Here is a 12820-nt window from a genome sequence, read left to right as displayed (position 1 = left end):
TATCACCCAGTCAGTTTAAAAGATGTTGGTAATGACAAGCCTTATAAAGGGGGGAAACAAGAAAATCCGGTTCCCTCCCCTTTATAAGGTTTTGTGATTGGAAGGAAAAGTACAGTGTGCCGGGGAAACAAGAAAATCCGGTTCCCTCCCCTTTACAAGGGGAGGGTTAGGGTGGGGTAAAATCTTGGGTTTTTCAGGTAATAAAGTCTGTTGTTTTACTTCAGAATTCCGTTGTAACTTCCTTTACCTAACGTGAGAGCGATCGCAATGGTAAGGATAAAGCCACTCACACTTGAAGAGTCCGCGTGTATGTTTCTCAAAAAATGTTCCTGCATGGCGTCCAGGTGATATATCGATCCCAGCTTTCGTTTTAATCTCATATAACCAGGGAAAGGCTACTGCAAAAATAGCTATGATAGTGAAGAAGTAAAAAAGAATAGTTCTAATATTGAGAAATATTAGGGAATTGCTATTTTGATTTTGAGGCATAGAAATGAGGAGAAACTAATAGCTCATCCCATCGTAACCTAAAGTTCAAAATATCGCCGGAAGCGAAGATCGATATTATCTGTTTTCTGCTGATTACAGGTAAAACAGAGAGTTTGGAGATTGCTGATATCATTTTGACCTCCACGAGCGAGGGGAATGATATGATCGATGCTGAGGTGAGTTTCTATTGTAGTTTTACCGCAGCTTTGACACTGGTATTTGTCGCGTTGAAAAACGTATTTCTTTACTTCCGGTGGGATACGAATGCGGGGAGTTTTGCTCATGTTCTCTCTAGTTACTCAGAAATCTTTCCAAGCTTGGAACATCTACCCAACTTGATTTTTGATGCGATTCATGAGATAAATCCATCAACAGCTGAGAATAAATTCCTTCGCGTAGTGATGGTGTAATTTCCTGATTGCTGTCAATTCCTTGCACCCATTGGTCTACTACGCGGATAAATGCCGAAATCCGGCCATCAGCATAATTTTTGGGAAAAATTAACCGATTCGGTATTTCTATTTCTGTTAGAGATTTACCTGGCTGGGAACCCCAAACACGAAAACCATGTATATAATCTTTTTGATTTTCACTGCCTACAATTAATGTACCGCGATCGCCATATACTTCTACCCAATGGGTTCTTGCTGCATAAACAACCGCACTGATAGAAAGTTGGCAAGGTGTACCATTGGCTAATTCCAGCGTTAATATACAGTTATCATCTGTATTCACTGCTTTAGATTTCCCGCTAATCGGGTCAACTCGTGTAGGAATAGCAGTAGTTAAATGAGCGTTTAATCTACGCACTGGCCCGAATAACCAGTGAATATAATCGAAGGCGTGAGAACCCAAAGATCCCAATGCACCGCCTCCTTTCTCTTTCTCAGAATACCAATTCCAAGGGCGTGAAACATCAGCACGAGAAGAACCTAACCAATCAATTTTAATTAGGCGTAACTCACCCACATAGTTTTCTGACAATAATTCTGCAAACAATTGCCATGCTGGTACAAAGCGAAATTCAAAGTCTACAGTTGCAATGACGCTTTTGACTTTAGCTAACTGATAAAGTTCTTTCGCTTCAAATGCATTTAAAGTTGTCGGTTTTTCTAATAATAAATGTTTGCCAGCTTGCAGTACAGTTTTTGCCATTTCATAGTGCAAAAAAGGCGGTGTCGAAATGCTGACGGCTTGCACTTCTGGTAATGCCACAATATCTGCAAGTGAGTCGGAAGCGTGACGAATATTATGGGATTCTGCTATGGCTCTGGCTTTATTTATATCACGGTGATAAACAGCAACTATCTCAGTCCGAGAATGTGCTTGGAATCCTGGTATATGGACTTTTTGACCAAATCCAGTGCCGGCGATCGCAACTCCAATCATCTAATTTTTATCCTCATATTTATGCAACTTATTATTTACTTATAATTCATCTCTAATATGTAGTTATATCAAAGTTTATCGGCAATATTTTCCTCATACTTGGCGGTTGCTATTGAGTTGATAACATCTAGCGATCGCTCTTTTGAATCTAGTATACTATCAGATAGGCTCATCGTAGAACTCTAATTGTAAAGGGGTAACGATAATGCTCGCCATTGTAAGCTTTAACAGCAGCAAAAGTCACTACAAAGGATTGTAGTAATAGTTTGAATAAAATTAATGACATAAGTATAATTAATAAATTATCTAAAGTATTTTTTATTTGATTAATTGAACCATTAGTAGTCACTGCTAGACTCAAGCTAGTTACTACTAAAATTAAAGATATTGCGATTGTAATAAAAGTATAAAAAGTTAAAGAAATTTGAAAGTTTAATGATTCTTTACCTTGTAAATCAATCCAAGGATATTGAGATTTTTTAAAGTGCCAAATTATGAATGGAGGCAAAATATTTAAAGGTAAATATAAAGGAATGCCAATAAATACCAAAAAACCCAATAATATCCACCCTAGCAAAGCCGAGAGATGACACAACATCGCCCATATACGGATTTGTTGTTTAGGTTTTTCTTTCATGGCTTTTTATTTGTAAGCGGATTTAGCTGATAATTCCCCACTATAATTATCTATAAAAAAGCCACCAAAGTTAAAATCTGAGTATTTATCGGTCATAATTGACTAAAAGAGGTTTTATTTGCCAGGTTATGTTTTCTCCTGGTAATAGTGCAACTTCTATCATAGTTAGGTTAAGCAACTCGAAGTAGCAAACACAACTGTTTGGTTCATATTGTGGTATAATTTACAACTTTTAAAGTATACCTGCGTAGGCGTAGCTAGTTGATACCGTGTCCGCTTAAAAACTGATCGTTCAGATCGCAGAGATGCAAATGAGAGAGGTTTTGGACTTTTTGCTTCTCCCTTTTGGCATAAAGTTTCGCAGATAGCGGTGCTAAAGATGGCCTTGGCGTAGCTTTTTAAGATAAAACCTTTAAGAATTTCATCGACTTGGACGATCGCAATCTGAAAGTTTACATTCAGTACTGGCAAAATAGCAACTGTCTTTTGGGATACCTAATAGCAGGGTTTTCTAAATAGGGGAGGAATCCAATAAATCTGTTTGCGATCGCCTTCAGGAGCATGTATGACTTAACGTATAAGTTATATCAAATAAATTTGCTTTAATTTGTATATCTATCCTACCTTTCCTACTTTTCCTACCTTTCCCACTTTTAATTAAATTGTTTTAATTCGTATTTAAAATCACAAATCATCAAAACATTTTTTTCAAAATCAAGGTAAAATATAAGCCATAAGAGGGAAGAAGCCTCGAAAGAAATTAGTTAGTTTTAAAACTCAGTAATTAAACCGATCGTATTAATAAATATCAGTGAAATTACATTGATTACCTTAGTTACAAATTTCTTGTTTAGATATATCAAAAAAAATTGATAAAACTAAACATGAAAGTGACATAATTTATGAATCAATAGTTAATTAAATATTTCTTTAAGTAAATAACTGGAGATTAAAAAACTGCTTTATGGCACGACGTTCGTTGAAAGCATCTAGTGTAGGTATTGAGAAAGCAAAAAAGGCTTTTAAAATTAGAGAATGGACGCAAGAGTATTTAGCTAGCGAGATAGGACTTGAGACTCGGCAACCAATCTGGAAATTTTTTACAGGCAAGCCGATTGAGCGTCAGAACTTTATGGAAATATGCTTTCGACTCGGTTTAGATTGGCAAGATATTGCTGAACTACCCAATCAGAGGCTACTGACAGAAAACAACCAGGAATGGGAAGGGGAAAACTGCCAAGATACCGAAAGCTTAGTGCAAATGTTGCGATCGCGTCTAAGTGATAAGATTAAATCCCAATGCGGCACTACGAGATTGTTAGATATCGATCGACCAATTCAACTAGAAGAAATTTATGTCAGCACCAATATTCTGAATCATATTACAAGTCGAAGATGGGTAGATATCCTCGACCTACAAAGCTTCATTCCCGAAGAGTTCGACTGTTTTGCTTTTAATCAACTTTATCAAGAACGAGTTTCTGCAATCCAAGCAGTTATCACCTATCCCAAACTCATGGTACTAGGTAAACCAGGGTCTGGTAAAACCACGTTTTTACAGTATATTGCTATGCAATGCAATCAAGGCAAATTACTATCAGACCGGATACCAATTTTTATTCGCTTGAAAAACTTTGCGGAGAATGCTAGAGAAACCGGGAATTATAGTTTATTGAACTATATTAGTCAAGAGCTTGCCAAATGCGGTGCTTCAGACCAAGAAATTCAAACATTATTAGTTAATGGCAAAATATTAATTCTACTGGATGGCTTAGATGAAATTCCAGAAGATGATAACGCCAAAATCATCACTAAAATTCGCAGTTTTGCTGCAAATTATTACCAAAATAAGTTGATTCTAACGTGTCGTATCGGTTATCAACAGTATCAGTTTGAAGAATTTAGTGATGTTGAAATTGCTGATTTTGATTGTTCTCAAATTGAAGCTTTTGTGCAAAATTGGTTTGTCAATGTTAGCAAGAATTCCATCGATAAAGGAAAAGCTTTAGCTTGTCGATTCGTGCAAAAATTACAGTTATTAGAGAATCAAAAAGTTCGAGAACTAGCTGTCAGACCACTTTTGCTTAATTTGGCTTGTTGTGTGTTTCAAGCTTGCTCGGACTTTCCAATCAGAAAGGTCGAATTTTACAAGCAAGGATTGGACACTTTGCTCAATCGCTGGGATAAAGTGAGGAACATTAAACGAGATGAAATTTCTCTTAATTTGTCTTTAGCTCAGAAGCTTGAACTGCTGAGTCAAATTGCTGCTATTACCTTTAAACAAGGTCATTACTTTTTCACACAAAGTATTATCGAGCAATACATTACGGACTACCTCTGTAACTTACCCATAACCCAAACTGAGCCTGAGATACTGCAACTCAACAGTGAAGCAGTGCTGAAACTGCTTGAGACACATGGATTACTAATACAGCAGGCGCAGGGAGTTTACTCGTTTTCGCATATAGCTTTTCAGGAGTATTTAACAGCTAAAAATCTTGTTACTAGCCCAAACCATCAAATATTAGAAAAAAAATTAATCGATCTGGTTAGCCATTTAACTGAACCACGTTGGCGCAAAATCTTTTTACTAACTGCTGGTATGTTGGATAATCCGACTTGTCTGTTGCAATTAATGAAGCAACATATCGATCGGCTTGTCGTCTTCGATTGGCAATTACAAAATTTCTTCAACTGGCTTAACCATAAGTCTCTTTCAGTTCAGTCTACTCATAAAAGAGTAGCTGTTCGTGCCTTTTATCTAACTTTAGAACTTCTCGACGATCTGAGCTTGACTAATGACTTGGCTTTTTCCCTTGGCATCGATCTCAGACTTACTAGTAATCTTCCCCCTGATTTAGCTCTAGATATAACTCTTCAGTGTGCCCTTCACTTAAGCGTTGCTCTCTCTAACGAGCCGACTTTAGATCGAGTTTTGGCTTTAAGCCTTGCTCTTTCTGATGACCGAATTCTTGTCTTTCTCCCTGAGTTACAGCATTCTTTGCAAAAACTCAAAGAACAATTACCAACCCCAGTTCAAGGTAGAGAAAAGTTAAAAGAATGGTGGAATGCTAACGGTCAAACTTGGGCTAATAATTTGAGGTTGGCGATAGTTCAGTGTCGCAACATTGGTCATCAATGGCAGTTCAGCGAGGAGCAAAAAGAAATACTCAAGCAGTACTACACAGCCACTCAGTTATTGGTAGATTGCCTTAATAGTGCTTGTAAAGTCACTCCCACCGTACCAGAGAGTCTTTTAGCAACGTTATTGTTACCCACCCCTAAAATATTGATGAGATACGGCAGCTAGCAGGTTTATGAAGCATAGTAGTAACAAGTTTTAAAAGTACTCTTTTCAGAGTGAGTATATGTAGTATAAGATTTTTGGCAAAATTTCGTCCATTGGCCGAAATTGAACGCTGAATCTATATATTCAACTGTAGATTTTAAACTGACTCAGTAATTGGTGTTGCTGAGTTTGATCGACCAACTGTATAGAAAACTAGACTAAAAATATACGTTAATTCATACATTTTCGTAAACGCGATCGCAAACCCACTTCTGACACACTCTTAATTATTACAAGGTTGTTAATTAATGGCGATTGTGGTGGTATTAACGCCAAATATGCTGCCAATGCATTGAACTAAGTATATGTGTGTTTCTTTTTTTGAGCCAACTGACGTAGTGTTTCAGCAACAAGGAAATAAATTTGCAGCGAATTGTCGGGGGTAATTTGCGAAAATTGACTTCAACACCTTCTGGCTTCTGTGCTGAACCACTTGCAAAAGGCGAGGCAGTCACAGTAAAAGGTAAGTTTTTCTTTATTCAGGATAAAAAGTTTTTTCTTAAAGGAGTTAGTTACGGCCCTTTCTCCATTGGTAGCCACGGTGAATCCTTTCCAGAAAAATCAGTTGTGGAAAAAGATTTCGCCATGATGGCAGAAATGGGAGCTAACTGTGTGCGTACCTATACTGTTCCACCTGATTGGCTGTTGGATCTAGCTGCAATCTCTGGTCTGAGGCTGTTAATTGGTATACCTTGGTCTCAGCATATTGCCTTCCTTAACTCTTCTGCTGTAAAAGCAGAAATCCGTAACTGCATTGTTCAAGGAGTTAAAGTTTGCCGAAATCATCCCGCTACCTTTGCCTATTTGGTGGGTAATGAAATTCCTCCAGATATTGTCCGATGGCATGGAGCAAAACCAGTTCGGGCTTTTATTAAAGAGTTAATGGCGGTAGCAAAAGACAGCGATCCCGAAGGTTTGGTGAGCTATGCCAATTACCCTTCTACAGAGTATTTAAATATTGACTTTACTGATTTTTCATGCTTTAACGTTTACTTACATCGGGAAACAGATTTTCGTCGCTACCTCTCACGACTCCATAACCTAGTCGAAGATAAACCTCTAGTACTGAGTGAGTTTGGCGTTGACTCGATGCGTGAAGGAACCCAAGCCCAAGCCGAAATTCTCTCTCAAAAGCTGTCATCTAGTTTTGAGATGGGAGCAGCCGGGACAATCATATTTTCTTGGACGGATGAATGGTTTACCGGCGGATATGCCATACAGGATTGGGCTTTTGGTCTAGTTGACGCCGAACGGCTCAAAAAACCAGCTTTCCAGACAGTTCAGCAGTATTACACAGCGCCTCTGCCGCCAGCGCTACCTGAATATCCTAAAGTCTCAGTGATTGTCTGCGCTTACAATGCTGAACGCACGATGGATAGTTGTCTAGCTTCTCTCAAAGAACTTAACTATCCCAACTATGAAGTCATTGTAGTTAATGATGGATCGAGCGATCGCACTTTAGAAATTACTCAGCGTTACGACTATGTACGGCTAATTAGCCAAGAAAATAAAGGATTAAGCGTCGCTCGCAACGTTGGGATGACCGCCGCAACTGGCGAGATTGTCGCCTATACCGATTCTGATTGTATGGCAGATCCAGACTGGCTCACCTATCTGGTCGCCAAGTTTCTCTCCTCTGGTCTAGCTGCTGTAGGCGGGCCAAACTTATCTCCCCCAGAAGAATCTCTTGTTCCCGCCTGCGTTGCTGTCTCTCCGGGCGTACCTACCCACATACTTTTGAGTGATGAAGTAGCCGAACATATTGCTGGCTGTAACATGGCTTTTCGTCGGGAGGTTTTAGAAGAAATTAACGGCTTCAACCCGATATTTCGTACTGCTGGGGATGATGTTGATATCTGCTGGCGAGTGCAAGATCGAGGTTACACCATTGGTTTTAGCCCAACGGCAATCGTATGGCATTTTCGCCGTAATACAGTAGCAGCCTATCTCAAACAGCAGCAAGGTTATGGCAAGGCAGAAGCGCTCGTTTATTTTCAGCATCCCTACCGCTTTAACCTTCTGGGACAGCCTTCTTGGTTGGGGAGAATCTACGGAGATTTATCGGCATTTCTTCGTATCGGTCAACCAATTATCTACTCTGGCGTGTTTGGTCGCGGTCTGTTTCAAACCTTGTACGAGCCTTCCTCGTCTCTGATTTCTTACCTCCCGCTGACACTGGAGTGGAATGTCACAGCTTTGATCCTACTTGTGTTTGCGCTTTTATCCGGCGATCGCCCGTGGTTGGGTGCGGTAATGTTCCTCATCTCTTTTAGCTGGTGTGTAGCTGGTGCTATACAAGCGCGGATTGACTCTCGTTTTCTCAAAAGAAGGGCACGGTTACTGGTGGCGCTACTGATTTACTTGGGGCCGATTGTACGTAGTATAGAGCGCTATAAATGGCGAATCAAAGAACTTAAGAAAGCCGAGCCGATAAAGTTTGATCAACTGTAAATAAAAATAGAAGCATTAAAAAAATGACCGAAAACGACTCACGATCCAGAGCAACTTTATTTATAGGGATCAAAAATTTTTGAATTTTGAATTTTGAATTTTGAATTCGGAGCGAAGCGACGTGACTCAAACATTAACTCAAGCAGATTTAATTCAATTTGATTTGCCAGCGCACAAAGTAAATATTTCCTGGCGCGATCGCGCCTATGAGTTGTCCTATTGGACAGAAGCAGGAATCGAAAAGGAGAACCTGCTGCAAAAGGTAATGGATTTACTCGTGCCTTGCAAGTATTTCATTGCGATGGATCGAGGCTGGAGCGACTGGGATTTAGAGATTTATCAGGGGATTTGGTCAAAAGTTCAGCTGAAAGTATGTGCTGAAAATCATGGAGGTAACAAAAGAGTTTTGCGGGTGCGGTGTGCCTTGAGAATGTCACAGTTAGCCATGATGGCGATGGTTGGCTATTGTCTCTTGGCAATTGTGGCGATCGTTCTGGGAATGCCAGAAGTAGCAAAACTCACAGTCGCACTATGTACGCTGAACGCCACTGTCATCTTATATCAAAACTTCCAGTTGGGACGTATTCTTTACCAAGTACTGGAGATTGTTGCCAAAAGAGTTTACTTGCTGCCAATACAAACCACCAACAACCAGTCTGTCGCAGAAAGTGTAATATTACAGCCATGACAAACGTCTTGGTACTCCAGTAAGCAAATGGCCAGACGAGAGGTAAATCTGCAAGTGAGGCAAGAGATGGAAAAAGGGAAAAGGTTAAAGGGGAAAGGGAAAATACCAAACCTTTACCCCTTTCCCCTTCCCCTTTTCCCTACTTCTGCAAGAAGTCTAATGCATCGATACGGGCAGATGCTCCGATATCCGCTGCGCCAGTGGCGTACCTTAATCGCAATCCTCGGTCTCACGGCTGGCACTTGTGCCACCGCCACACTTCAACCTTGGCCAATGAAAATCTTGGTGGATTATGCTCTCGGTCAGGCAGTCATCCCCCCGCTGGTTCGCTCATTTCTGGGAAATTTTAACTTGGCGCTCACACCAGCGTTGCTGGTTGTTGTCGCCGCTGTTTGTAGCCTTGGACTTTATGCCCTAAACGCTACCCTAGAAACTAGTCTAAACTGGGCCTGGAGCGCTGCTGGGCAAGATATGGTCTACGAACTTGCCCAAAAACTGTTCTATCGTTTGCAACGCCTTTCACTGCTGTTCCATAGCCAACGGACTGTGGGTGATTCCCTCAGCCGTCTAGCCGGAGATACCTATTGCGTTTACACCTTGAGCGGTGCTTTGCTGATTTCACCTGTGCAATACCTGCTGACACTAGCAACTATTAGCATCGTCGCCTGGAATCTGAGTCCTTTACTAACGCTACTTTCGCTTTTCGTAGCCCCAATAATGGGCGGTTCAGCCCTTGTTTTTGGTTCCCGACTCAAGCGCCGGACAAAACTTAACCGTGAAGCCCAGTCTCGCCTCACCAGTTTTGTCCACCAAACGGTAACAGCAATCCCAATGATTCAAGCATTTGGTAGAGAGAGTTACAATACCCGGCAGTTTGAGCATTTAGCGGCAGACGCAGTTGTTCTCTCACAACGCGAAACTCTGCTCAAGAGTGTTTACGGTGTGGCCAATGGTACTGTGACAACCATTGGTACTGCGATCGTTCTGTATGTGGGCGGGCAGCAGGTGTTATTGGGGGCTATGAGTATCGGCAGCTTGCTTGTCTTTTTAGCATATCTACAATCTATACAAGGAGCATTTAAGGGTCTATTTGGCATCTACGGCAGCCTGAAGTCTGTAGATGCCAATATAGATAGAGTTTTAGAAGTTTTAGATGCTCAAGATGGGGTACAAGATGCTCCTGCTGCCAGACCATTGCCAGTTCGTCCGTTGGAAGAACGCGGACACGTATGTTTAGAGAAAGTCACCTTCGGTTACGAACCTAACTACCCCGTCCTCAAAGAAGTTACCCTAGAAGCGCGACCGGGAGAAACGATCGCCCTCGTCGGCGCGACAGGTGCTGGTAAAAGTACACTGGTTTCTCTGATTCCCCGCTTTTTTGACCCTTGGCAGGGACGAGTCCTTTTTGATGGGGTGGATGTCCGAGATGTACAACTGAAAAGCTTGCGCGAGCAAATTGCTCTGATGCTGCAAGAGCCGTTTTTACTGCCGCTTTCGGTGGCAGAGAACATTGCCTACGGGTGTCCAGAAGCAAGTTTAGCGAAGATTGTGGCAGCAGCCAAAGCGGCAAAGGCGGACGACTTCATCCAACAGTTGCCCCAAGGGTATGATACCCCGATCGGTGAAAGAGGGGCACTCCTCTCTGGAGGACAGAGACAGCGAATAGCGATCGCCCGCGCCCTGCTCAAGGATGCGCCAGTACTGATTCTCGATGAACCTACTTCTGCCCTGGATGCCCAGACTGAGAATTTACTCCTAGAAGCTTTAGATCGCCTGATCGAAGGCCGGACTACATTTATCATTGCCCATCGACTTTCCACGATTCAACGAGCAGATCGAATTGTGGTTCTAGAACAGGGAAAGGTTGTGGAGATGGGAACGCATCAAGAGTTGCTGGCTATCAATGGTTTATACCAGCGTTTGCACTCCTTGCAGTTTTCCAAACCGCCGCAGGAGGTTGTTCTATGAAACTGTGGTGGTTGCGACTGGCACGTTACGCCCTGGTTCGTTGGCGCGGACTTATTTTTGTCATGCTGCTAATGCTGATTAATGTCGGGCTGAATGTACTCAAGCCTTGGCCTTTGAAGTTGATTGTTGATTGCGTCCTGAACAACCAATCGCTACCAAATAACATTGTTTGGCTCAAAACCTTGCCTGGTAGTGAATCCAATATGCAGTTGCTCGCTTGGTTAGCAGCTGCCACAATCGTTTTATTTTTATCCAGTGAGGGAGTTCGGCTGATACAGGAATATGTTGGTGCTGGTGTTGGCAGCCAGATGGTTTATGACTTGGGAGCAGCACTGTTCGATCGCTTACAGCATCTTTCTTTGAGATTCCACAACCAACAGCGCGCTGGCGATCTGGTCAGGCGGGTAATGACTGACAGCATCTGTATTCAGAATCTGGCAATGGGGGTTTTTCTACCCGTGCTTACTTCTCTGGTGAATTTGGTCGCAATGTTCGGCGTGATGTGGCAGATTAATCAACTGCTTTCATTGCTCTCGCTGACGATCGCTCCTTTAATAATCTTACTAATTTGGGTCTTTAACCAGCCCATGACTGAACGAACCTATCAGTATCAACAATTTGAAGGTGAGATCGTCGCACTCAGCGAGCAGACCTTGACAGCAATACCGATTATTCAAGCATTCGGACGTGAAGCACACGAAGATCGGCGCTTTCGCTACCTGTCTCAAAAAGCCCTGCAAGCTTATGTACACTCTATCCTTGCCCAAATGCAATTCAAAGTTGGGGTGGGAGGTGTAACCGCAGTTGGAACAGCAGCAATCATGGCTTACGGTGGCTTCCAGGTTTTGGATGGGTCACTCTCAATTGGTTCTTTACTTGTCTTCCTCTCTTATCTCGCCTCCTTGTACGTGCCGATGGCGACTCTGGCTTATATGTCTTCGAGTTTTGCTGGCGCAGCTGCTAGTGCTAGGAGAGTGTTAGAGGTTTTGGATGCTCAAGATGGGGTGCAGGATGCTCCTAATGCCAGACCATTGCCAGTTCGTCCAGTAGGAGGACGCGGGCACGTATGTTTAGAGAAAGTCACCTTTGGTTATGAACCGAACTATCCCGTCCTTCAAGAAATTACCCTAGAAGCGCAACCGGGAGAAACGATCGCACTCGTAGGCGCAACGGGTGCTGGCAAAACTACCCTAGTCTCCCTGATTCTCCGGTTTTTTGATCCTTGGCAGGGACGAGTCCTCTTTGATGGGGTGGATGTCCAAAGTGTGCCAGTCAAAAACTTGCGCGAGCAGATTGCCTTAGTACTGCAAGAGCCGTTTTTACTACCGATAACTATTGCTGAAAACATTGCCTATGGCTGCTTTAATGCTAGCCGCGAAGCGATCGTCAAAGCCGCTCAAGTTGCGAATGCTGACAGCTTTATTCAACGATTACCTCAAGGTTATGACACGGTAATTGGTGAGCGTGGAGCCACACTTTCAGGGGGCGAGAAACAACGGTTAGCGATCGCCCGCGCCCTGCTCAAGGATGCTCCAGTGCTAATTCTGGATGAACCCACCTCCGCCCTAGATGCTCAAACCGAGTTTCTGCTGCTAGAAGCTTTAGAGCGACTGATGGCAGGACGGACTACGTTTATCATTGCCCATCGCCTTTCGACAATTCAACGAGCCGACCGAATCGTAGTTTTAGATCGGGGGAAAGTAGTAGAGATGGGAACTCATGAGGAGTTGCTAGCGGTAAGTGGCTATTACAAGAAGCTGTATAAATTACACTTCGGCTCAACTCAACCATGCGATCTGCGATCGTGAATTCGTCGCAAACAGGTGGTTAGAAAACTAGCAAAATTTCT

Annotated in this window: 9 protein-coding genes; 5 read left to right on the top strand and 4 right to left on the bottom strand. The window is 42.4% G+C overall.

Features of this window, described 5'->3' with window-relative positions; all coding sequences use genetic code 11:
- Positions 1 to 243: 243 nt before the first annotated feature.
- The 4 genes from RM368_RS10565 to RM368_RS10550 all read right to left on the bottom strand — a co-directional run bounded on the left by RM368_RS10565 (position 244) and on the right by RM368_RS10550 (position 2515).
- Positions 244 to 489: a hypothetical protein gene (locus RM368_RS10565; RefSeq protein WP_322694029.1), complete on the bottom strand. Its 246-nt coding sequence runs from the start codon at positions 487 to 489 to the stop codon at positions 244 to 246.
- A gap of 38 nt (positions 490 to 527) precedes the next feature.
- Positions 528 to 773 (bottom strand): HNH endonuclease, encoded by a 246-nt coding sequence (locus RM368_RS10560; RefSeq protein WP_322694028.1) that lies wholly within the window; start codon positions 771 to 773, stop codon positions 528 to 530.
- Positions 774 to 780: 7 nt separating this feature from the next.
- A complete protein-coding gene (locus RM368_RS10555) occupies positions 781 to 1878 on the bottom strand; it encodes a Gfo/Idh/MocA family oxidoreductase (RefSeq protein WP_322694027.1) in 1098 nt (365 codons plus the stop codon).
- Positions 1879 to 2047: 169 nt separating this feature from the next.
- Complete coding sequence (locus RM368_RS10550; RefSeq protein ID WP_322694026.1) at positions 2048 to 2515, bottom strand: DUF4870 domain-containing protein; 468 nt, start codon at positions 2513 to 2515, stop codon at positions 2048 to 2050.
- Between the two features lie 964 nt (positions 2516 to 3479).
- On the opposite strand from RM368_RS10550, the gene RM368_RS10545 reads away from it, so the two are divergent.
- From RM368_RS10545 to RM368_RS10525, 5 genes are all read left to right on the top strand, one after another.
- Entirely contained in the window at positions 3480 to 5825 is a 2346-nt protein-coding gene (locus RM368_RS10545; RefSeq protein ID WP_322694025.1) for an NACHT domain-containing NTPase, read from the top strand.
- Positions 5826 to 6260: 435 nt separating this feature from the next.
- Positions 6261 to 8315: a glycosyltransferase gene (locus RM368_RS10540; protein ID WP_322694024.1), complete on the top strand. Its 2055-nt coding sequence runs from the start codon at positions 6261 to 6263 to the stop codon at positions 8313 to 8315.
- 121 nt (positions 8316 to 8436) lie between these two features.
- The gene (locus RM368_RS10535; protein ID WP_322694023.1) at positions 8437 to 9003 is read left to right on the top strand and encodes a hypothetical protein; all 567 of its coding nucleotides are present in this window, start codon (positions 8437 to 8439) and stop codon (positions 9001 to 9003) included.
- Positions 9004 to 9180: 177 nt separating this feature from the next.
- Positions 9181 to 10971: an ABC transporter ATP-binding protein gene (locus RM368_RS10530; protein WP_322694022.1), complete on the top strand. Its 1791-nt coding sequence runs from the start codon at positions 9181 to 9183 to the stop codon at positions 10969 to 10971.
- Positions 10968 to 12779, top strand: coding sequence for an ABC transporter ATP-binding protein (locus RM368_RS10525; protein WP_322694021.1), 1812 nt, complete (start codon positions 10968 to 10970; stop codon positions 12777 to 12779). The genes RM368_RS10530 and RM368_RS10525 overlap by 4 nt, the downstream gene beginning before the upstream one ends.
- Positions 12780 to 12820: the final 41 nt, after the last annotated feature.

Source organism: Nostoc sp. DedSLP03 (genome assembly GCF_034530815.1).
Classification (GTDB): Bacteria; Cyanobacteriota; Cyanobacteriia; order Cyanobacteriales; family Nostocaceae; genus Nostoc.
The sequence above is the reverse complement of the archived record's forward strand: the minus strand, read 5'-3'. Positions and strand labels throughout refer to the sequence as shown.